The following is a 20,964-nucleotide window of genomic DNA, read 5'->3' on the forward strand; positions in this document are numbered from 1 at the left end:
AAAGTAAAGCACAACAAGGATAAACACCACAAATCTTTTTGGTTTAGCAATGAAAGATACTGGATCCCTGGCTACTGGTTCTGGAAGTAAAAACGTATAACCGTAGCTGAAAGTTGAATATAAATAAAAAATCCTAACTGGCTGATGTTTAAATGTTTACATTAGCCAGTTGTGCTGTTTTCTTTTTCTAATTCTAATCACTACTATTGGATTTCTTGTGATAGTGGTGTTTTAAATAAGTAATTCTGGCTCTTCGCTGTTTCGAGTGGGTAACTACCACCTATCTCTTAAATGTTAAAGTAACATATCTAAAATATATAAATATTCGTTATTGAAAACCAAATTCAAGCTTGATATTTCTCTTTTTGACTTGGCTACTTTCAAACTCAGCAATTATTTTAACCCATACAAAAAGCGAAGAGCCGTAATTCTCATCCATATCCAGCTGATATTCCAAAATGTCTCAGCATGGCTCCAAACAGATGAGCTTTAGCACCATATTCCATGACCAGATTCCAGAATCTCTGATGTCTTACAGGTGACTCTCATTTCCCCTATGTCCTCGGAATGATGAATCTATCCCGAACAAACTCATAAAACTTCTTAATTTAACTAATTTCATCATCAGTGCATTCTTTTAATTCAAGGCATTTGTCAACAATCAGTTTATGGTCGTAGTCTATGACTTCACTCTTTTTGAGGTAATCTTGAAGATTATTGATTTCAGTGTTCATCTTCTTACTTAGCTATATAAATAACCACTTCAAAAATTTTTCTCTACAAACTTGAATCTTACAGGAAACTACTCTTTTATTAGTACAAATATATAAGCACTCACAAATATCCTTCTAAAAGGATTTACCGAACAGAAGACAAACAGTATTGAAGGATACATTGTTTGATAAGTACTCTTTCAGGATTCTCTTTTCAGGATGCATTAACCGAATCAAGCCAAAGGAGATCCCAAAATTGAGAGTGGGGGCAACGATATGGTAGAGGAAGAAACCTTAGTTGATAAAAAGGTAGAGGATGAAATCCAAATTATGCAAAGAAATGTCGAAAAAGATTTATTCTATGAACAATCCAAAATTCTGGATAGATATTATTCGCTGATAACCCTGATAATTACAACATTTGGTTTCACTATTACGGCTCTCACTTTTTTTCTCAGCAGATTAACCCCTAATATCGGTGAAGCCCTTCGTTCTTATCATGTCTTTTTTTCTTTCTTGTGCTTATTTATGGCTTTTTTAATCTCACTTATTAATGTGCTGGCGATATTTCATCACAGAAAACTAGTAAGAAGAGGTGACATGGTAGTATATAGGGAATATAATGAATTGGTAAATAATAATTTGAGATTATATCTCGATATCTCAAGGCAAAAAAATTACTATATAATTGCAGTTACTCTTATTGGACTTGCACTCACATCTCTCTTTAACCATTTTTCGCAGCATCGTGTTGTAGCCGTTGTGCTTACAACTGGATTTGTTTTGATAGTATTGTTGCTAATACGCAATTCTCGCAGATATCTGTCCTAATTTACGGCAAAGATAGCTTGATGGAACATAAAAGAAGATGGTCTTCAGGATTCTCTTTCAGTATATCTTAGCCGAACTTAGCACGCTTTCAGACAAGAAATACAACAGTGTTAAGGATGTTGTCAAGGAACTCCATATTATTTACATGGGAATTCCTGCGTGAATTTACACCTAAAAAAGTAACTTATTTTCATTTTTTTCGTTTGAATACCACGCAGCAACGGGGTATTTATCTGAAACAAATTATTCAACAGAAGTGGACATATTCTTAAAAATTGTAAGGTTTTCGAGAACCTCAAGTCTTTCCTTTACTCTTCGATAAGAAAATCGGATTGGGAACAACAATTTTCATCGAATCATGCGAAAATAAACTTTTAAATTTCCCAGTAAGGATGAAGTTTATACTGTTCATACACTCTAGTTAAATCATTACGAGTTAAAGTCCACACATCATCATCCAAGCCTTCTGACTCTTCAAATACTCCTTTATCAATTCTAAGGAGATAATCGTCTCGATTTGCTTCAAGAGCTTCCCAAGGAACGGCAAATAATTTACAGGACATACCAAGAAAACAATCACAAGCAAGTACTACGTATGCTATTCTTCCCCGTTCAGAGTCAATCATGACTTCTTCAATCTTTCCGAGTTCTTCATCTTTAACAGTTAAGACTCTAGATCCTTTTATTTCAGTTGCCGGCACAAAAGTCATTTTCTTCATGACTTGCGTTTCTTCAACTATTCCCATACACCTCAACTCCCAATGTGTTATTCACTAATTGTCTTTTATTCCTCTCTTTCAAAAGTACAGAGAAGCGTTACATTCTTTCCGCCTGCCCTTCTCCATTCCAGACTTAAACATATAGGTTTCCTTTCCTGATTACCCCCATGAACTATTCTATCAATAAATAATTCATTATAATATACACTCCTTACGTACTTGAGGTTATGTCCACCAGTAATTAAAATGGTGAGCAAGAGAATGCCTATGAATTTTCCCAAAATGGAGGTATTTTTGCAAATTCATTGCTAAAGTACAGCCTGAAGAAATAGTGATAATTTTTACCAGTATTTGATTAATAATGAATCATTTTTGAAAAGAAAAAAGAGAAGTGCTTAAAGCTCGGAGTGAGCTTAAGAGCATGTCTTCCCTACGCTGTGCCGGATAGTAACGGAAATAAAAAAGAAATTAAAGGAAGGAACCAGAATTGTTACATACCGGCTTGAGCTGGAGATCATCGGGTATTTTATCAAATTGATGAAGCCGAAAATGAAGTGTACGTTTTTGATATTCTGACCGCTGAACAAGCGCATAAGAACTATTCCTATTTATACACAAAGTGTAAATAAATATAGTGGCCAAATAAGAAATGTAGTATGACTTGTGTTTAAATGAAAAAATTCTTTAATATTGTTCAATATTTTCTACATCATGACTAAATTTGTAGCTCCAACTTTCCATTTGCCTGCTTTTACTTGTCCTCATTGTGGTGTTCTTGCCCAACAATGGTGGCGGAATGTTTATAGTGAAGTTCCGGATGGTGAGACTTATCTTGTTGATTTCTTGAAATTCAGTACTTGTTTGAATGATGATTGTAATGAAGTTTGTATTTGGTTAAATGGAGAACTTATATACCCTTTAGGCTCTTTAGCCCCCCTTCCTTATGATGAGATGCCTGATGATGTGAAGAGTGATTTTTTGGAAGCTAGGCTTGTCGTTGGACTTTCCCCAAGATCTGCTGCTGCTTTGCTAAGACTTGCATTACAAAAACTGATGAAACACTTAGGTGAGCCTGGAAAGAATATTAATGATGATATTAAGAGTTTAGTAAAAAAAGGTTTACCTTTGGGGATTCAAAAGGCGTTTGATTCTTTACGTGTGTATGGAAATGAAGCTGTTCACCCTGAAGAAATTGACTTAACAAATGATAGTAAAACAGTTTTAAAATTATTTGGCTTGATGAATTTAATTGTGTATCATATGATTATTGCACCGAAGGAGCTTGATGAATTATTTGAAGGTATCCCTCAGAAAAAGAAAGATGGAATCGTAGCTAGAGACTGTAAATGATCTTATTTAGCGGAAAAGCAATTGAAATATCAGGATAAAAGGATAATCTATGACTAAAGTTTTAGGCGTTATGTCCATTAAAGGAATATTAGAAGTTAGGCCATTAGATGATATTGAATATCAGAAATTTGTAATTGCAAGAACTAAATTATTTGAATTTTCCAAAAAACAAGAGCTATTTAGGCTTGTTGATGCTAATTATATGGAGTACAAGAATGTTCTAAATCAGTATTTCAAGATACATTGTGAAAACTCAGATATACATGGGACATATGTGGAAAAAATGGTGTTTAATATAAATAGACTTGTACTTAATTTTCTTTCGGCTGTTCGTACATTCTTAGATCATGCCGAAACAAATCTAAAAAGAAAGTATGGAGAAAACTCAAATAATTTTCAAATTTTTGATAAAGCTTGCTCTTCGTGTTTTGACCACTATTTTTCCTATAGGTTTCTGTATAAACTCCGGAATTATTCTCAACATGTTGGAATGCCAATTATTGGACTAGAAACGTCTTCTGAAATGGTGAGTATTAATCCATTAGAAGCTGATCATATGTTGAGAACGATTACTTTGAAGAATGATTTATTGAAATATGATAAATGGGGTAAGGTTAAGGATGAAATATTTTTCCTCCCTGATAGAATTGATATCAATCCATACATTGATGAAATGATGCATTGCATTGATACAATTAATACCACTCTTTATGGGAAGGAAGAATTTATTGAATTACTTCAATATACAGCGTTTTTAGACAAATTAATAAAAGAAGCAAAAAGTAAAGACGGTATACCATGTATATTCTTAAAAATAGAAAATATTACTGATACAGAAAAATCGAGCCTTCTTTTTTCAGAGAGATTAAGACTCACTGTTGACCAATTTCCGTTTAATGCTATGGAATTAATTGATTTGTTAAATCTCCGCTCTCAAGGAAATTCTCTGAATTGAAGAACTTCAATTAATTCCACACAGCTTTATCCTACACAATATTATTAGAAATTTTGAAATTATCTTTATTCTTCAGCCCTACGAATCCGTTTTCCACCAAACGCATGAATAGTTCTCGTCCCAGCAATACACTTTCCCCACTGTTCGGTTCCCCTTGGAATGAATAATTCATCCCCTAGATTAAGAACAAACTCCTCGTCATTTAATATTGCTGTATACTGGCCACTAACACAAACCATGTACTCATCAAATTCGTGAATATGTTTCTTAGAAACCCTGCCCGAATAACAGGTCCAGAAAGCCATCTGGCTGCCGCCTGCCCCTTCGTAAAAATAACCGTCAATATCCTCAGTATTTTGCTCTTTACTGTTGATATGATTCCTTTTGTTTTTCATAAACTCCGGGAAATCTTTCATGCCTGAAACCTCCTAGCATTTAAGTAATCTATATAATATCAAATCAATGCATGAATTGTAACGCCAAATCAAAAAAACAACTCATAGAAAACTTGTATTCCTTGTTCGCAAGTTGAGACAACGTAAAGCAGTAATTGCAAAAATATCATAGTATTTATGCTATTGATTTTCTATTTAACATAAACACGGGTTTGTATTAACAAAAACAGTTCAGTATCAGTAAGCATTTCAGTATATTTATTACTTTAGCAGACATCAAACTATTGAGGTGAAAAAATGCCAGCGAGAAAAGTAAAGAATGATAATAAAGAAAGAGAATTAATGGAAAAACTAGAATCAATAGAAGAAAAAAGAAAAGATACAGCAGAACAAATAAACATAGAAGAGGAACCCGATGAAAGTAAAAGGCCTAAATAAACAGTATGTTACAAACAAAAAAAAGACTTGATTTAATATTTTTCATGAGTTAAATTCATCTATATTTATATCTCTTTTTAAATAGAATCAAAAAAGAAAGAAGAAGAAACCTTTTTTATTATTGCCGTATACTGGTCACTAACACAAACCATGTACTCATCAAAATCATGAATATGTTTTTTAGTTTACAATTTAGTAGCCATGAGTGAAACCAGATTAAAGTAATTTCCACCCTCAGCCTTCATCATTCCAATATCTCTGCGAGCATATTCATTGTCGCACAAAAGCCAGTCCTGCCAGGCTTCTTCTAAACACTTTAACTCCTTGCACTCCTGAATCCTTACCGAATCACAAGCTTTCCATAAATTATGCCACCAATCACATGAGTGTAGAGTTAAACTCATATCATCAAACCAGTATGGCTGTAACTCCGCCGGGACTCCATTTGTAAATTCCTGCTTCAAGCCCGGAACTGCAACTGCTATTTGTCCTCCTTTCTTTACAAGTGGAGCAAAATACTTTGTCAAATAATCTTCTTCAATCCCAAAATAGTGATAAGCATCTACACATACCGCAACGTCAAAAAACTCATGAGCAAACGGTAAATCATGAGCCTCGGCATGGATTGGAATTATTTTATCTTCCAGTCCCATTGACTTGATTCTTTCATAATTCTCGGTTGCACTGATCCAGAGGTCAGTTGCAAAAACTGTAACGCCATACTCTTCTGCCAGGAAGATTGAAGTTAACCCTCGCCCGCAGCCAAGATCAAGTACTCGCATGCCTTTTTCAAGTTTTAAAGACTCCGACAATTCCTCAACGATTTTCATTGAGTTTGGACCCATCATGTTTTCTTTAAGAAAATCAGTATCATATTTGCGGCTCTTTTTAAGCATTACTTGAACACCTTTCGCTTATTTATTCCACTTATTCTATATAGTTTGATCTTTATAATCCTGCTATAAACGACATGGTATACTCTAGAACCGCCGCAAAATATCACAACCAGTAATCTTACTAACCACTGACAGATCTTAATAGTGTCGCATAAATAGCAAAATGTCATACAATATCAATCGTAACTATTCAGGATCGTTAAATCTTTGAAGATTGACAAGACATTAGCCTGTGGTAAAAAAGAAAATAGAATGATTAAATTTGGATAAATAATTTATTTTTTTTAAAGTGGAGCTACAAACGCACTTAAGGCATCTTCTAGAAGGCTTACTGCGCCCCTATATCCAGCATAACCCCTATCAATTACAATTCTATCTGTAAAAGGGAAAGACACGCTTAGTTTTGTCGCTCCGAGCTTTGCTGCAAGATCTTTATCAAGAGAACTGCCAAATATGAAATTTGGAGCTTCTTTTTTTACAGAGTCCCAGATTTTTCCGGAATCTGACTCAAATACAACCTCTGGGGAAAGATTGTTCTTAAAACTAAGTTCTTTTTTAATTGAATCTTTGTAATCTTCCGGAACATCATCTGTTATCAGAGCAAGTGAAGGAATCCATCCAAACTCATTTACAAGGAATTTATTGAGGGCTATTGCATAGTTTGAATCCGTAATGGTTACAAATCGGAGCTGCACATCAAAATCCGTAACAAAATCCGCGACTTTTTCAATAGATTTATAGGTTTTCTTTTCTTCCTTTGCAGTAATATCACTCACATCTATCCCAAGTATAGCACCAACCTTTTCCAGGAACGAATTTGTTTCAGTAACTCCTATTGGGAGCGGATTAACAATATAAGGTGTTCCGAATCGTTTTTTTAATATTTCAGCTGCTTTAACACCGACCCAGGGTGATAATACAATATTCAAAGCAGCAGAAGATAAGTCCTCGATTTTCTTTTCGTTAAAGAGCGTGTTAACTTCTAAACCGATACTGTTTAGTATCCGTTCAATCTCTGCAAGGCTTCCTTCCCAGAACACATCCTGAGAAGGTACTATCCCAAGTATATTGACAAGCCTTTCCTCTTTGAGTCTTTCTTCAACTACCTGATCAATGAACGCGTCCAGAAGGATCTCATAACCTATATAGCTTGAGCCTTTAAAACCCGCAGTTTCAGCGTAGATAACTGGTTTATCTTTAAAGTTACGTAATACTCCTTTCACATCATCTCCAATAAGTTCTGCTGTACAGCCAGCAAGTACTACATACCTATCTCCCTCAATAAGCTCAATTGTACTTTCTATCTGCTCTTTCAGCCGCTTTTCTCCTCCAAACACAACTTCTTTTTCATAGGTGTTTGTACTTGGGACACTTACTCCTCCAATCCATCCAGATCCCCTAAAACCTCCAGTAAAACTCTGTCCGTAGAATAACTGAACACCGCATCCAGGTCCAGAGTGAATAATTGGGACACTGCCTTCTATAGCCATGATAGTGCTTAAAGCACCTCCAAGGGCACATGAATATCTTGGCGTCTCAATAATTTTGCTCATAATAATTCCTCCCCTTTTTGGTACTTGAATGGATTTTCACTTAACCAGCTTTCACGATAAATTGGTTTTGAATGTGCAGCAAGCTTTCTGCTGAATGAGGGATTATTGAGTAAGTTAAGTATTCTACTCCCAAATGAGATAACACCATTATAACCAGCATATATGACCGATAAGTTACAAACCATAGCTGTGGGAATTCCTTTTTTTGCAGCCCAAACTGTTTCTCCAATGTGACCGAAATATAAGTCAGGATTTTCTTTACTTAACATATTTATCTGTTCAAATGGCTGTACGTTTGCAACGTTAACACAGAAATCTCCACACCTTTTCTTTAAATTTGCAAAGCTTTCAAAAATTACCTCATCATAGTGATATGCAGTGACTCCCACTATTTCCATTCCAAGATCTGCAAGAAGGTTTGGAATTCCTATTGCCCTTGATTGTCCTGCGCTTACGAATACCCTTTTTCCCTCAAGTTTTTCTCTAAGTTCTTTTATTTTTGGTTCAACCCTTTCTCTTTCTTCTTTTATGACTATTTCCACCTCATCCTCTTTCCCAAGGAATTTCCCAATATCTCTAAGCCACAAATCGGTATTATCAAGACCAATTGGCATTACTTTTTGAGTATATGGTACCTGAAAACGTTCTTCTAATGATTTTGCAAAGTATTCACTGAAAGTTGGGCACATACTTGTAGTAAGGGCTGCCTCAGATGACTTTCCGATCGACTCTGTAGTAGCAAAATTTGGGATGAAATTCGGTTTAAGGCCTAATTTATCCAGAAGTCTCTCTAACTCAACTTCATCAAGTCTTCCAATTGTACCTGGATTAATCACATTGACTAAATCATTCTTTTTTTCTTCAGGTTCCTTTATAAGATGATTCAAGACTCCCTGGAACGATCCATCGTACCCAGAAGCCCATACTTTTGATTTAAATCCGTCACAGTATACAGGAATCACTTTTGCAGATACCTCTCCTTGAATCTTTTTTGTTATGGCGTCAAGATCCTCCCCAATAACTCCAGCAACACATGACGAAAATACGAATATTGCATTAGGATTGTGTCTTTCATCTGCTTCTAAAATTGCTTCTTTAAGCTTATCTTCTCCTCCATGAATAGCCTCTGCGTGAGTAAGATTTGTAGAGATCCATTTCCCAGTTTGTGGTGTTTCTCCTCTTAGAATTTGTCCAAAGCGGTTAAATATATTAATAAATATCAGTGAGCTAATGCATCCCACAGGTGCATGGACAATCATAACAGCATCTTTTATCGTTGCCAATGTTAACAGGGCCAGCCATTCCTGACAGAAAGTTGTCTGGGAGAATGTCCTATCTTTTGCTTTCAAACACTTCCTGTTTGTTAAATTCACAAGTTCACTTGCAGTTCCACCATATGTGATTGTCGTGTTCAGACGATTTTCTCTTATAGGAACTGTGCTTTTGTACACGCTCTTTGCCATTTGATCACTTCTTTAAATTCACATTTATTAAACAATGTATCACATAACGACACAGTATGCGGAAAATTCTCGAATAAGATCTATTTTTAAAATAGTTGGCCATTAAAAATGAGTCTTTTTCTCAAAACTACATTTTGACATGACCCAATCATAACAAAAGGAGGAAACCAATAAGTTCAATCAACAACAGCACGAAAATGTTAAGGATCCGATTATATACGAAGCCAAAGGATGAGCTGATTTGCGATGCCTTAAACCTTTTAAACTCATACTTTTACCTTCTTTAATTCGTATTTTTTTATTTGAGGATTCTTTGTATTTTGCAAATCATAATCATGTTTTTTAATATTTAAACCTGCATTTAAAGGCAAAAAGCGCCTGGTATTTTGTATTAATTTTGTATTAATATATATTGTGGTAAATATACCAAGGAGAAATTACAATTTACTTTCATGAAATATGGAATTTTTTATTCAAAATATATCTTAATAGTGTTATCTAATTACGAGAACTGAATTCCGATAAGTATAATTTTGACAACATGCCAATTAAATAAAATCTAATTGTCTTAATGGAGTAGGTGCGATGGAAAAAACATCTCCTGGAACATATGATACAGATGCAGAAATCAATCCAGAAACAGAAATATACTCTGAATATGGCAGAGAAAAAGTCAAATATAGAAGAAAAAATGCTTTCCTTGCTGCATTATTATCTTGCATAATTCTAGGACTTGGTCAAGTCTATGCAGGTGATCCTCTTCGGTAATTTGCAATAATTGCTGCTTTAGGGATTAGCTTCTGTTTGATGGTTCTTATTATTGAATTTTTTACATTCGTTGGTGCCTGGATATTTGCAATAGTAGATGCATACAATATGGTGAAAAAACAAAACAGTAAATTGGAGTTCCTTAAGTTATATCCTAAATGAAATCTACGCGGTTAAAGTAAGAATCAACATGTGAACACCAAATTGTTCAAATAGTACATATGTAAAACAATTTTGCTGTTTTGATTTTGCAAGCCTCACATGTATTGAAATCTTTAATGAAGAGTTTTACTAGACTGAAAATATTTATTGGGCTGAAAAATAATAGGACAAAATGAATACAAAAACAGGACAGAATAAAGACAAAATCTGAAAGAAGGGAAATTTTCTTTCCCGTCCTTTAGATTTTAGTTTATTTTTGCTTTCATCTTGTCTATTATTATATAATCTTTAATGGCACTTACAGAATCGAAAGGAATAAGGATAAAGTTATCCGCTTTCCTGTACCTGGAAGTATCTAAATTGACATTCGGGGCAACCACCATGTCAATAATATTTCCCCCTTTAATCTCGACTACAACGTTATTCAAAATTCCTATTTCTGTTCCGTCGGTAGCCATTACCTGCTTGTTAAAGAGGTTCTTTGCAAATTCCTTCGACATTTTATCATATCTCCGTTCGCAGTGTGTTATCGGTTTGGGTAAAGCTGGCATTTCACTTTGAAGATTTTATTCCATTTGAAACCAGGATCTTTAAAACTTTTTCCTTTTAAAACTACTCTTCTAAAGAGTTACTGGATTAAATTCTTACCTGTAATTCTTACCAGTAACCCTTACATGTAATTCTTGCCTGTATTTTACCTGTAACCGATATACCCAGCTGTTTCTGTGAGTCTCTGACCTCCCTTGAACTGCGCCTCGATCTTTTCGTAGAACTGAGCAATATTCTCTGTAATCGTGGGTTTTACCTTCTTCAGAGCTTCCCTGAAGTGTCTCATTTCTACATTTTCTACATCGAAGTTCTCCCTCAGGGCAATCATTACAGCTTCCCTGCACACAGACTCAATATCGGCACCAACGTAACCCTCAGTTATATCGGCAAGGGCTTCAAGGTCCACATCGTCAGCAAGGGGTGTATCCTTTGTATGGATCCTGAATATCTTAAGCCTGCCTTTCCGGTCAGGAGAACCTATGTAGACCAGCCTATCAAAACGACCTGGGCGCAGGATTGCAGGATCCAGGAGGTTAGGGCGATTGGTTGCGGCAATTACCACTACATCTCTAAGGGACTCAAGCCCATCCATCTCAGTCAGGAGCTGGTTAAGCACCCTCTCTGAAGTGTGGCTGTCCGTAGATTCCATCCCTGGCATCGAGGCAATCGAATCGATCTCGTCAAAGAAAATCACACAGGGAGCGACCTGCCGGGCTTTCCTGAAGGTTTCCCGGATAGCTTTTTCCGATTCTCCAAGCCACTTTGAGAAAATTTCAGGCCCTTTGACGCTTATGAAGTTTGCATTTGACTCCTTGGAAACAGCCTTGGCTATCAGGGTCTTTCCTGTTCCTGGCGGGCCGTAAAGCAGGATTCCTCTTGGAGCCTTTATGCCCATCTGAATGAACTTTTCCGGATTTTTAATGGGCCATTCCACAGCCTCAATAATGGACTGCTTTGCTTCATCGAGTCCTCCAACATCATTCCAGCTAACTGTGGGCATTTCCACATAAATTTCTCTAAGAGCCGAGGGTTCGGCCTCCGTCAGGGCATCTTCAAAGTTTCTCTTGGTTACAACAATTTTTTCCAGCCTTTCAGGTGGAACTGGTTCATTTTCCAAGTCAAGGTCAGGCAGATTTTCCCTGAGGCACCGCATGGCGGCTTCCTGCACAAGAGCCAGCAGATCTGCGCCTACAAACCCCTGGGTTCTTTCAGCCAGATACATCAGGTATTTATCTGCCTTTTCTTTCCTTTCCCTCTCCAGGGTAGCCTCATCAACTTCGGTTTCGGCTTTCTCGATCTCCTCGGTTTCCTCATCTTTTTCTATGGGCATACCCCTGGTATGGATCTGCAGAATTTCGTACCTGTCCTTGGTATCAGGCACACCTATATGGATTTCTCTGTCAAAACGGCCTGGTCTCCGGAGTGCGGGGTCAATCGCATCCACACGGTTGGTGGCTCCTATAACAACAACCTGTCCTCTCTCTACCATTCCGTCAAGCAGAGTCAGGAGCTGGGCGACCACACGTCTTTCCACTTCCCCTGTTACGTTTTCCCTTTTTGGCGCAATGGAATCGATTTCATCAATGAAAATGACCGATGGCGCATCCTGAGTTGCTTCTTCGAAGATCTTCCTGAGCCTTTCTTCACTTTCTCCATAGAATTTCCCTACGATTTCAGGGCCGGCAATGTAATGGAAACTTGCTCCGGATTCATTGGCTACAGCTTTTGCGATAAGAGTTTTTCCAGTACCAGGTGGACCATAGAGAATGACTCCTTTCGGAGGCTCGATATTCAGGTGGCCGAAAAGTTCGGGATGCTTCATGGGCAATTCTATCATTTCCCGGACGCGCATGATCTCATCCCCGAGGCCTCCTATGTCTTCATAGGTGGTTACGCCCCGGGTTGCCTTTTCGTACCCCTGTACCGGCTTTTTGCGCAGTTCGATAAGCGTTGCTTCTGTAATAAGGACAATTGTGTTTAAGGGATCAGTCTCAACAGCAACAAGGGGGATTACCTGGCTTGTAGTAAGGGATTCTGTCATTGGTTGAGACATCGAGTTTATTATAGGAATGATATCCCCCCTAAAAACCGGCCTTTTGAGGATATGCCGCTTTATGATTTCATTTGCATGTTCCCCGAACTGAAGTTCAGGCCCCCCCTGCATCATGCTTTCCGGAAGCGCCAGAATAAGTTTTTTTGCCTCCGGAGCTTCAACCTTTTTGATGGTTACCTTCTCTCCTATAGAAACGCCTGCATTTTGCCGGATGAAGTTATCAATTCTCACTAGTCCCTGGTCCCAGTCCTGCCTGTCAGCTCTCCATACCTTTGCCGTGGTTTTTTTCTTACCTCTTATTTCCACGATGTCGCCTGGCGAGAGCTGAAGCTTCAGCAAAGTTGTAGGGTCAAGTCGGATAATTCCTCTTCCAAGGTCGATAGGATATGCTTTTTCAACCTTCAACTGTATTTCTTCCATAGATCATCCCGAAAATAGTTGTCTTTTTGATTGTAATTGTTATATTAATAATCGAATAAAATAAAAGGACACTGGGTTTTTCTGATTTCTCCGGACTGCATATTATGAAGCTACCCGTTTTGTATATTAGACGTCTTTTTATTTCAATGCCTTTGATCAGGTAGATTTTCACCCCGGAGGGTTTGTAATGGAACTTTTATGCCTCTTGAATTTTCTGTCCAGTCTTCCTATCCAAAGAAGCCCCCTTTATAGCTTGTAACCCTGTCCGGATAATAATTTGTCGGTAAGAGGCACATTTGAGAATCAATTATTGGTTATAGGTACATTTGGTAATCAGTTATTTATATTATATTACCAGGCATATATTACTCCCTATATCTTCCATTTATTAAATAAGTTTACCATAACTCAATTTTTCCTCTGAGGTTTTATATATCTGGAACTTCTGTGTATAAAATTGCTTAATCCTCAAAATAGTCATTTAAATCTGAACAGTGATTTAAACCTGATATCTTTCAAATTTACTATCCTCAGGATCTTAAATTTAGAGTCTTGAGGTCATTTCAAATTATATGCCTGATGAGTACCCAGGAATTGACATCATGAACCTTGAAATTGCGCAGAACAGGATTATTGATTTTATCCGGAACGAAACCCTTAAAGCAGGCGTAGACGGAGCCGTTATAGGCATCAGTGGGGGAATAGATTCAGCCCTTGCCACAACGCTCACCGTAAAAGCTCTGGGAAAAGATAAAGTGCTTGGGATTCACATGCCTGAATCCGGCCTTACTCCTTCTGAAGACAGCAAAGATGCGAAAACTCTTGCAGACTGGTTGGGGATCGAGTTTAAGACTATTGATATTTCAGGAATTATTTCGGCTTTCATGGCTGCAGTTCCAAAGAATGAATCTGCAGACCGGCTCTCCATGGGCAACCTGAAAGCAAGGATCAGGATGTCCCTTCTCTACTTCCATGCAAACCGGATGAATCGTATGGTCATAGGAACCGGCAATAAAACCGAGATCTTACTTGGCTATTTCACGAAATATGGAGATGGAGGCGTTGATCTCGAACCCATAGGCGGGCTTTACAAAACCGAGGTCTGGGAGCTCTCACGCAGGCTTGGGGTTCCAGACCCTCTTATTACGAAAAAACCCTCCGCAGGTCTCTGGGCAGGCCAGACCGATGAAGCCGAACTTGGAATCTCTTACTTAAAAGTAGATGAGGTACTCAAAAGGCTTGAGCAGAACGAAGATCCTGAAACTATTATGAACACTCTCGGGATTTCAACAGAACAACTGAATTCAGTAATGAACCGTATAAAGAGAAGCAAGCATAAAAGAAATGCTCCGCCGCAAGCCTTTTGAAAAAACTGCTTGACCGCAAGCCTTTTCAAAAAAGGCTTGACCGAAAATGTTGCAATGAAAAACTTACCCCGAACGACGGCGTGATCAACCGGCGCAACGGTTGTGGTGCAACGGTTGCGCTCAAGCGGATTGATTTATAAATAAGGCAGCTTTTCTGTGGTTTTAATTTATTGAACGGGCTTTTTTAGCCCGCCGATTTTTTTAGCGGGCAGGGTGAATCTCTATATCAGATCTCTGTTCCCTTACCAGGGGTCTTGCAAGATGTCGGCGGGCGCAGGGTGGGACTTCATATAATCCTGCTATAAGGTTTCTTTTTGTCTCACATAGGATTTTTGAGGTAGCCTGAGTTCCGCATTTTTTACAGCGGAAGCCCTGGGTTTGGCCTGATGATTTCATATGTTTTCCGCAGGTCGGACATACAGGGTTTTCTTCCCTATAAAGGGAGACGATCTTTTTTATTTCTATTTTTTCGATGTTGATGGTTCCGGAATTTACACTTCCAGATACTACAACCCTATCTCCGGGTCTCAGTCTCCTTATAAGCAGCCGGAAGTTCTTTGTGGGTTCGAAGGCTGCACAGTCAATTTCACTTCCTTCCTTATCCTGAATGGGAAAAATAACGTGTCCCCCGTGAATAGTTTTTGGAACTGCAGAAACTGTGCCTTCAAGCCTGTAGGAATGCATATCCCTTATTTCTGCAATACTTTCCGCGGAAAGCAGGTGCATATCAGTACCCTGATTTGTTCTGTATATGGCAAAACGTTCAACAAGCTCAGCCCTGATAAAGGATGCGGCTTTAGTAACTATGAGTGGATTTTTTCCCCGGATTCCGAAAAGCACGGGATCGGCCGAGTGAGGTACACAGACAACAAGTCTGTTTTTAAGATCCACGGTGTCCCAGGTCTCAGGATAAGTTTCCTTGTCAGCCTCAAAGAAACTTCCCTTTTTGATTTCGCGTGGGGTTCCCCATTTTTCCTTTTGCCTGTATGCCAGGTACTCGAAAGTGTGGTCCCATTCTTCGAGGTTAAGCATAGCCCCGCATGCCGCAAGGGCGCCTATCAATCCTCTTCCGTTTTTGAAACCTTTTGAGGGAATTCCGGATTTAGAGATAAGGCTTTTTGCCTCCTCTATTTCAATCACGTCCTTTACGGCTTTTTCCAGAAAGCTCCTGAGGACAGGCTTGAGTTTATCGTAATCTTTTTCCAAGATAAAAACCGTGCCCGGATTAGTTTTTTCGCATTCCATACGTGCAAATTCTTCTATTCTAGACACGACATGGGCAATTACCTTTTCCGGGCAGCAAGTCTTGATTTCCAGCGCTACTGCAGCATTTCCTCTTGTTTTGTAAGGGATAGTGGGATTCAGGCGTATAAGGAGCGGAAGAGTCTCAACAGTTCCGTAGGCCTGAAGATCATCCAGCAGCAGAGCTCCCAGATACGTTGTACACATTCCTTCGTTTGAGTCGGTATCATCAATTCCGATAATCATTTTTTCGGTTCCAGTTTTTGCCTTTTAGTTTCCCATATGCGTTTCGGGTAATTACGGTTTTCGTTACTCTCCGACGTTTTTTCCCATTGTGAGGATTGTCAAAAGTAAAGAAAAATATATATAGATGTTCAAACAGAGATTGATACTGGAATGACAAAAGAGATTCTCATACATCAAATTATTGATGTATTGGCACGTGCAGGTTTTGCACTCTCCGATCGCTGCAATATTCGTCCGAGGAGCTTTGACGTTGCCGCACGGAAAGATGAAACACTATTACTTTGCAAGGTTTTATTTAATATTGACGGCCTGAATGAAGAAACTGCCAGGGAGATGAAGTACCTGGCCGAATACCTTGGAGGCTCTGCTATTGTCGTGGGGGCAAAAACCAGAGACCAGATGCTTGAAGATAGCGTTGTGTATATGCGCTATGATATCCTAGCCCTGAATGTGCAGACTCTCTATGATTACTTTATTGAGAATGTTCCTCCTCTGGTTTCAGCAGCTCCGGGCGGGCTATACATATCCATAGAAGGAGATATACTTAAAAAAGCCAGGATGGACCAGTCAATGTCTCTTGGGACTCTTGCTGCCATGGTAGGGGTTTCCAGGAGAACTATCAGCAAATACGAAGAAGAAGGCATGGACGCTTCGATAGACGTTGTGCTCCAGCTAGAGGATATCTTTGGGGTTGAGCTTGCAAAGCCCATAAATATCCTGAAATCCTGTGGAAGTAGGAAGCCCCGGAAAAAGGTAGAATCCAGAGCCAAAGCTCAAGAAAAGCCCTGCACACTTTTGCCGGAAGATTTGATCCTGAATACCATTTCCATGCTTGGCTATGACGTCCTTCCGACTGCACAGGCACCTTTTAAGGCCATTTCACGGGACAAATCTTCAATTATCCTTACCGGAGTCAGTGAATTCAATACGACCGTGGTCAAAAGGGCTCATCTGATGAGCAGTATTTCCTGCGTCACGGAGACTCAATCCGTATTTATCATAAACGGGCGCTCAAAAATAAAATCCGTAGAAAACACGGTTATGATCGAGAAAAAGGAACTTGACAGAATAAGTGATTCTGAGGAACTCCTTAACTTTATAGAGGAACGTAGAGAAACTCACGATGAAACGTAAAAGTTGAGTTACCCGAATCCAGTCTCGGGAGGACGGTGCCCTTTTCGCTACACTACGCTTCGCTCAAGAGGGCTGAATTATGGGTAAAATGAATTTTTTTTCAATTTTCTTAACTCGGGATACCACGATCTTACAATGTGGGATGCCTTGAAGTTCTTTTCCTTTTGATGTTCTGAGCCCGAGGATTTTTCTAAATTAAGTATTTTCTGGGTGCTCTGTTTCGCGGATTTTTTATTTTGATTTGTGGAGACGGGCAGAAGCTGTCTAGTCGGATAGAGGATAATTCCAAAACCCTAATATAGCACTGTTTCAATCTAAAAGCTTCGATGACTGTAAAGATTGCAGTGCTGGTTTCTGGAAGGGGTTCGAATCTCCAGGCGATTATGGACAGCATTGAAAAGGGTTACATTAAGAATGCGACAATTAATGTGGTTATTTCCAATAAGGCAAATGCCTATGCGCTCGAGCGTGCAAGAAATCACGGAATAGACGCGGTTTTCCTTGATCCGGGCAAGTACGACCGGGATGAATATGATAGGGCGATCCTGAATGTTCTGAACCAGTACGAGACGGATCTTCTTCTGCTTGCAGGTTACTTCCGACTTTTAGGAAACAAAATAATTAAAGCCTACAGGAACAGGATTATGAATATTCATCCTTCTCTTCTTCCGGCCTTCAAAGGACTTCACGCCCAGAAGCAGGCCTTCGAATACGGGGTAAAAGTTGCAGGTTGCACAGTGCATTTTGTTGACGAAGGATTGGACTCAGGGCCAATAATCCTCCAGAAGTGCGTGCCTGTGCTTACCGGGGATACGGAAGAAATCCTTACTGCCAGAATTTTGGAGCAGGAACACGTTATCTACCCTGAAGCTGTCAGGCTTTTTACCGAGGGTAAACTTAAAATTGAGGGTAGAAATGTAGTAACCGGGATTTGAGAAAGCGCTTAAGATCATGTAAAACCGGAATAGATTTTACCGACTAATCATAGTCTAGTTGGCACACCCCGCCGCAAGCAACGAGGTATGTTCGCGTCACCGCTCTAAATTCCGTTAAAGGAAATACTAACCCTAAACAATTAACTTTGAGCAGAAGTTAGTAACCGAAAAATGGAGTTGATAAATTATATTATCATCAACGGTTACCTGGGAAGTTTTCCATCCCCGCAGCCAAGCTAGCGGGGTATCGACGGAAATAACTTCTTTAATCCCTGATAGTTATAAATATTCCAAACTTATAGGTATTCCACAAAGCCATATAGGCCATTATGGCTTTTCAGGTTTCGAAATCTCCTATCTTCAAGATATTCAGGAGCTTTTTGTCGGAAGTTTTGAGACTTTAGAACGAAAAATCCCCATCAAGAAGGTTATAGAGCCTGTTTAAGTACACTCCCGCTTATCCGGTGGTTCTATCGCTGAACGCCGACTTCTTGAGTAACTTTCCAATCTGGAAGGTGATTCCTGTATATATGCACATGTTAGCACTAATCAACTCATCAATCCAAACCACAAAAACTCTTGATTTTGAGAAATTTTAAAGGAATAGGTTACAGGTGATAGTAATGTCTTATATTGAAAAAATTGATCCGGAATTGTTTGAGGCTATCAAGAAAGAAGCCGAGCGCCAGGAGTATAAATTAAACCTGATTGCATCCGAAAATTATGCAAGCAAAGCCATTATGGAAGCTCAGGGTTCGATTCTGACCAATAAATATGCTGAAGGATATTCCGGAAAGCGATACTACGGCGGCTGCGACTTCGTAGACGTTGCTGAAGACCTCGCGATTGCCAGGGCAAAGAAAATTTTTAAAGCAAATTACGTAAACGTCCAGCCTCACTCGGGTTCAGGAGCAAATATGGCTGTCTATTTCTCGGTTTTGCATCCCGGAGATACTATCATGTCCATGGACCTCTCGCACGGCGGGCATCTTTCTCACGGCAGCCCGGTGAGTTTTTCCGGAAAGCTCTTTAATATTGTACCTTACGGGGTCAGTAAAAAGACTGAGATGCTGGACTATTCCAATCTTATGAAAAAAGCAAAGGAAAGCAAACCGCAAATGATTGTTTGCGGGGCTTCAGCTTATCCTCGTGAAATCGATTTCAAGCAATTCCGCGAAATTGCTGACGAGGTCGGAGCCTATCTGCTTGCGGATATTGCCCACATTGCAGGGCTTGTAGTTGCAGGTGTGCACCAGAGTCCTGTACCTTATGCGGACTTCGTTACCAGCACAACCCACAAAACCCTCCGGGGCCCAAGAGGCGGAATTATTATTTCGAGGACAGAAGAACTTGCGACCGGAATTAACAAAGCGGTTTTCCCTGGCCTCCAAGGCGGACCTCTCATGCATATAATAGCCGGAAAGGCAGTAGCTTTTAAAGAGGCCATGAGTGAGAAGTTCAAACAGGATCAGATTCAGACCATAAAGAACGCAAAAACCCTCTGCAAATGCCTTAAAGAGAAGGGTTTTGATATAGTATCTGGCGGCACGGATAATCATCTTATGCTTGTCAATCTCAATAACATGAATATAACCGGCAAGGATGCAGAAGCCGCTATGAGCAAAGCTGGGATTATTGCAAACAAAAACACGGTGCCCTTCGAAACCCGCAGTCCCTTTGTCACGAGTGGGGTAAGGCTTGGAACCCCTGCCTGTACCACAAGGGGTATGAAGGAAAAAGAAATGGAATTAATTGCCGACTATATTGAAACTGCGATTAAAAATGCAGAAAACGATAAGACCCTGTCTGAAACAAGTGGCAAGGTTAGAGAACTCTGTTCAAGATTCCCTGTTTATCGTTAATCTAAGAAGTGGGATGTTTTACCAATGTCAGACGAAGGGTATGAATCACGAATTATAGATGGGAAAGTTCTTGCAAAGAAGATTGAAGATGAAGTGAAGTCTGGAGTTGAAGCCCTTAAAAGTGGCCGGGGAATTACGCCTGGACTTGCTACTGTCCTTGTTGGCGACGACCCTGCTTCTAAAATGTACGTCCGTCTGAAGCACAGAGCCTGTGAACGTGTGGGCATTCGGGCAGAAGACCACTTTCTTCCGGCAGAAACCAGTCAGGAGGAACTTCTCTCCCTGATCAATACCCTTAACAAAGACAAGAATGTGCATGGAATTCTGCTTCAGCTCCCACTTCCGAAACACCTTTTCCCTCAGGAAGCAATGGAAGCAATAGCCCCTGAGAAAGATGCGGATGGCTTTCACCCCTATAATATGGGAAAGCTAATGATCGGGGATGAAGGACTTGTTCCCTGTACTCCACATGGAATTATCCGAGCGCTTGAAGAATATAATGTGCCTATTAAGGGCAAAAATGTAGTTATTGTCGGGCACAGCAATGTTGTCGGAAAACCCATGGCAGCAATGTTCCTTAACCGGAATGCAACCGTTTCGGTTTGTCACGTGTTCACAGATGACCTTAAAAAATACACTCTCGGCGCAGACATCTTGGTGGTTGCTGCTGGAGTTAAACACCTTATCAAAGCCGATATGGTAAAGGAAAGTGTAGTTATTTTTGACGTGGGCATTACTCAGGAAAAAGATGGCGTATACGGAGATGTAGACTTCGAAAATTTGATCAAGAAAGCAGCTCTAATCACCCCTGTTCCTGGCGGCGTAGGCCCTCTGACAGTTTCCATGCTTATGAAGCACGTGCTTAAATGTGCAGAATGAATTTTTGAAACTTCTTTACGAAGGTCTTTTTACC

21 protein-coding genes are annotated in these 20,964 nt (G+C 39.4%); 11 read left to right on the forward strand and 10 right to left on the reverse strand.

Translation table 11 applies throughout. The features are described 5' to 3' along the window. Positions 1-608: 608 nt before the first annotated feature. On the reverse strand, positions 609-734 hold the full coding sequence (locus BP621_RS10275) for a hypothetical protein (protein WP_292389609.1): 126 nt from the start codon (positions 732-734) through the stop codon (positions 609-611). Between the two features lie 255 nt (positions 735-989). Here BP621_RS10275 and BP621_RS10280 point away from each other — a divergent pair, with 255 nt between their 5' ends. Then, the gene (locus BP621_RS10280; protein ID WP_292389612.1) at positions 990-1,544 is read left to right on the forward strand and encodes a hypothetical protein; all 555 of its coding nucleotides are present in this window, start codon (positions 990-992) and stop codon (positions 1,542-1,544) included. Between the two features lie 37 nt (positions 1,545-1,581). Continuing rightward, the gene (locus tag BP621_RS10285; protein WP_292389613.1) at positions 1,582-1,707 is read left to right on the forward strand and encodes a hypothetical protein; all 126 of its coding nucleotides are present in this window, start codon (positions 1,582-1,584) and stop codon (positions 1,705-1,707) included. A gap of 211 nt (positions 1,708-1,918) precedes the next feature. Here BP621_RS10285 and BP621_RS10290 read toward each other — a convergent pair whose 3' ends face one another. Beyond that, on the reverse strand, positions 1,919-2,290 hold the full coding sequence (locus BP621_RS10290; RefSeq protein ID WP_292389616.1) for a PRC-barrel domain-containing protein: 372 nt from the start codon (positions 2,288-2,290) through the stop codon (positions 1,919-1,921). 38 nt (positions 2,291-2,328) lie between these two features. Then, positions 2,329-2,544 carry a hypothetical protein gene (locus BP621_RS10295; protein WP_292389619.1) on the reverse strand — a complete coding sequence of 72 codons (216 nt, stop codon included), beginning with the start codon at positions 2,542-2,544 and terminating at the stop codon, positions 2,329-2,331. A 430-nt stretch (positions 2,545-2,974) separates the two neighbouring features. Between BP621_RS10295 and BP621_RS10300 the strand changes: the two genes are divergently transcribed. Together BP621_RS10300 and BP621_RS10305 are read left to right on the forward strand one after the other, a co-directional pair. Then, the gene (locus BP621_RS10300; RefSeq protein WP_292389623.1) at positions 2,975-3,613 is read left to right on the forward strand and encodes a DUF4145 domain-containing protein; all 639 of its coding nucleotides are present in this window, start codon (positions 2,975-2,977) and stop codon (positions 3,611-3,613) included. A 49-nt stretch (positions 3,614-3,662) separates the two neighbouring features. Continuing rightward, on the forward strand, positions 3,663-4,568 hold the full coding sequence (locus BP621_RS10305) for a hypothetical protein (RefSeq protein WP_292389625.1): 906 nt from the start codon (positions 3,663-3,665) through the stop codon (positions 4,566-4,568). Between the two features lie 65 nt (positions 4,569-4,633). Here the strand turns inward: BP621_RS10305 and BP621_RS10310 are convergent, their stop codons facing one another. Next, complete coding sequence (locus BP621_RS10310) at positions 4,634-4,984, reverse strand: cupin domain-containing protein (RefSeq protein ID WP_292389626.1); 351 nt, start codon at positions 4,982-4,984, stop codon at positions 4,634-4,636. 276 nt (positions 4,985-5,260) lie between these two features. On the opposite strand from BP621_RS10310, the gene BP621_RS10315 reads away from it, so the two are divergent. Next, the gene (locus tag BP621_RS10315) at positions 5,261-5,401 is read left to right on the forward strand and encodes a hypothetical protein (RefSeq protein WP_292389629.1); all 141 of its coding nucleotides are present in this window, start codon (positions 5,261-5,263) and stop codon (positions 5,399-5,401) included. A 185-nt stretch (positions 5,402-5,586) separates the two neighbouring features. Here the strand turns inward: BP621_RS10315 and BP621_RS10320 are convergent, their stop codons facing one another. The 3 genes from BP621_RS10320 to BP621_RS10330 all read right to left on the reverse strand — a co-directional run bounded on the left by BP621_RS10320 (position 5,587) and on the right by BP621_RS10330 (position 9,313). Next, positions 5,587-6,297, reverse strand: a complete 711-nt coding sequence (locus tag BP621_RS10320) for an SAM-dependent methyltransferase (RefSeq protein ID WP_292389631.1) — start codon at positions 6,295-6,297, stop codon at positions 5,587-5,589. A 284-nt stretch (positions 6,298-6,581) separates the two neighbouring features. Beyond that, a complete protein-coding gene (locus BP621_RS10325; RefSeq protein ID WP_292389633.1) occupies positions 6,582-7,850 on the reverse strand; it encodes a nitrogenase component 1 in 1,269 nt (422 codons plus the stop codon). Next, positions 7,847-9,313 (reverse strand): nitrogenase component 1, encoded by a 1,467-nt coding sequence (locus tag BP621_RS10330; RefSeq protein ID WP_292389634.1) that lies wholly within the window; start codon positions 9,311-9,313, stop codon positions 7,847-7,849. The genes BP621_RS10325 and BP621_RS10330 overlap by 4 nt, the downstream gene beginning before the upstream one ends. Before the next feature lie 585 nt (positions 9,314-9,898). Here BP621_RS10330 and BP621_RS10335 point away from each other — a divergent pair. Then, positions 9,899-10,081: a hypothetical protein gene (locus BP621_RS10335; protein WP_292389635.1), complete on the forward strand. Its 183-nt coding sequence runs from the start codon at positions 9,899-9,901 to the stop codon at positions 10,079-10,081. 407 nt (positions 10,082-10,488) lie between these two features. On the opposite strand, the gene BP621_RS10340 is transcribed toward BP621_RS10335, so the two are convergent. Beyond that, a complete protein-coding gene (locus BP621_RS10340; protein WP_292389637.1) occupies positions 10,489-10,743 on the reverse strand; it encodes a PRC-barrel domain-containing protein in 255 nt (84 codons plus the stop codon). Between the two features lie 194 nt (positions 10,744-10,937). Further along, positions 10,938-13,265, reverse strand: coding sequence for a CDC48 family AAA ATPase (locus BP621_RS10345; protein ID WP_292389639.1), 2,328 nt, complete (start codon positions 13,263-13,265; stop codon positions 10,938-10,940). A gap of 602 nt (positions 13,266-13,867) precedes the next feature. Between BP621_RS10345 and BP621_RS10350 the strand changes: the two genes are divergently transcribed. Next, the gene (locus BP621_RS10350; RefSeq protein ID WP_292389726.1) at positions 13,868-14,632 is read left to right on the forward strand and encodes an NAD+ synthase; all 765 of its coding nucleotides are present in this window, start codon (positions 13,868-13,870) and stop codon (positions 14,630-14,632) included. A gap of 201 nt (positions 14,633-14,833) precedes the next feature. On the opposite strand, the gene BP621_RS10355 is transcribed toward BP621_RS10350, so the two are convergent. Further along, entirely contained in the window at positions 14,834-16,120 is a 1,287-nt protein-coding gene (locus BP621_RS10355) for a tRNA(Ile)(2)-agmatinylcytidine synthase (RefSeq protein WP_292389640.1), read from the reverse strand. Between the two features lie 150 nt (positions 16,121-16,270). Here BP621_RS10355 and BP621_RS10360 point away from each other — a divergent pair, with 150 nt between their 5' ends. From BP621_RS10360 to BP621_RS10375, 4 genes are all read left to right on the forward strand, one after another. Continuing rightward, entirely contained in the window at positions 16,271-17,254 is a 984-nt protein-coding gene (locus tag BP621_RS10360; protein WP_292389643.1) for a transcriptional regulator, read from the forward strand. Positions 17,255-17,580: 326 nt separating this feature from the next. Continuing rightward, complete coding sequence (purN, locus tag BP621_RS10365) at positions 17,581-18,189, forward strand: phosphoribosylglycinamide formyltransferase (protein WP_292389645.1); 609 nt, start codon at positions 17,581-17,583, stop codon at positions 18,187-18,189. Between the two features lie 623 nt (positions 18,190-18,812). Further along, positions 18,813-20,051, forward strand: a complete 1,239-nt coding sequence (glyA, locus tag BP621_RS10370; RefSeq protein ID WP_292389649.1) for a bifunctional serine hydroxymethyltransferase/L-allo-threonine aldolase — start codon at positions 18,813-18,815, stop codon at positions 20,049-20,051. Between the two features lie 24 nt (positions 20,052-20,075). Continuing rightward, entirely contained in the window at positions 20,076-20,930 is an 855-nt protein-coding gene (locus BP621_RS10375) for a bifunctional methylenetetrahydrofolate dehydrogenase/methenyltetrahydrofolate cyclohydrolase (RefSeq protein ID WP_292389652.1), read from the forward strand. The last annotated feature ends 34 nt before the right edge of the window (positions 20,931-20,964 follow it).

The organism is Methanosarcina sp. UBA5, assembly GCF_002505485.1.
Taxonomy (GTDB): Archaea; Halobacteriota; Methanosarcinia; order Methanosarcinales; family Methanosarcinaceae; genus Methanosarcina.

Coding starts and splice junctions, on each gene's coding strand:
- BP621_RS10275 (WP_292389609.1), bottom strand. CDS start 734: ATGAACACTGAAATCAATAATCTTCAAGATTACCTCAAAAAGAGTGAA.
- BP621_RS10280 (WP_292389612.1), top strand. CDS start 990: ATGGTAGAGGAAGAAACCTTAGTTGATAAAAAGGTAGAGGATGAAATC.
- BP621_RS10285 (WP_292389613.1), top strand. CDS start 1,582: ATGGTCTTCAGGATTCTCTTTCAGTATATCTTAGCCGAACTTAGCACG.
- BP621_RS10290 (WP_292389616.1), bottom strand. CDS start 2,290: ATGGGAATAGTTGAAGAAACGCAAGTCATGAAGAAAATGACTTTTGTG.
- BP621_RS10300 (WP_292389623.1), top strand. CDS start 2,975: ATGACTAAATTTGTAGCTCCAACTTTCCATTTGCCTGCTTTTACTTGT.
- BP621_RS10305 (WP_292389625.1), top strand. CDS start 3,663: ATGACTAAAGTTTTAGGCGTTATGTCCATTAAAGGAATATTAGAAGTT.
- BP621_RS10310 (WP_292389626.1), bottom strand. CDS start 4,984: ATGAAAGATTTCCCGGAGTTTATGAAAAACAAAAGGAATCATATCAAC.
- BP621_RS10315 (WP_292389629.1), top strand. CDS start 5,261: ATGCCAGCGAGAAAAGTAAAGAATGATAATAAAGAAAGAGAATTAATG.
- BP621_RS10320 (WP_292389631.1), bottom strand. CDS start 6,297: ATGCTTAAAAAGAGCCGCAAATATGATACTGATTTTCTTAAAGAAAAC.
- BP621_RS10325 (WP_292389633.1), bottom strand. CDS start 7,850: ATGAGCAAAATTATTGAGACGCCAAGATATTCATGTGCCCTTGGAGGT.
- BP621_RS10330 (WP_292389634.1), bottom strand. CDS start 9,313: ATGGCAAAGAGCGTGTACAAAAGCACAGTTCCTATAAGAGAAAATCGT.
- BP621_RS10335 (WP_292389635.1), top strand. CDS start 9,899: ATGGAAAAAACATCTCCTGGAACATATGATACAGATGCAGAAATCAAT.
- BP621_RS10340 (WP_292389637.1), bottom strand. CDS start 10,743: ATGTCGAAGGAATTTGCAAAGAACCTCTTTAACAAGCAGGTAATGGCT.
- BP621_RS10345 (WP_292389639.1), bottom strand. CDS start 13,265: ATGGAAGAAATACAGTTGAAGGTTGAAAAAGCATATCCTATCGACCTT.
- BP621_RS10350 (WP_292389726.1), top strand. CDS start 13,868: ATGAACCTTGAAATTGCGCAGAACAGGATTATTGATTTTATCCGGAAC.
- BP621_RS10355 (WP_292389640.1), bottom strand. CDS start 16,120: ATGATTATCGGAATTGATGATACCGACTCAAACGAAGGAATGTGTACA.
- BP621_RS10360 (WP_292389643.1), top strand. CDS start 16,271: ATGACAAAAGAGATTCTCATACATCAAATTATTGATGTATTGGCACGT.
- purN (WP_292389645.1), top strand. CDS start 17,581: ATGACTGTAAAGATTGCAGTGCTGGTTTCTGGAAGGGGTTCGAATCTC.
- glyA (WP_292389649.1), top strand. CDS start 18,813: ATGTCTTATATTGAAAAAATTGATCCGGAATTGTTTGAGGCTATCAAG.
- BP621_RS10375 (WP_292389652.1), top strand. CDS start 20,076: ATGTCAGACGAAGGGTATGAATCACGAATTATAGATGGGAAAGTTCTT.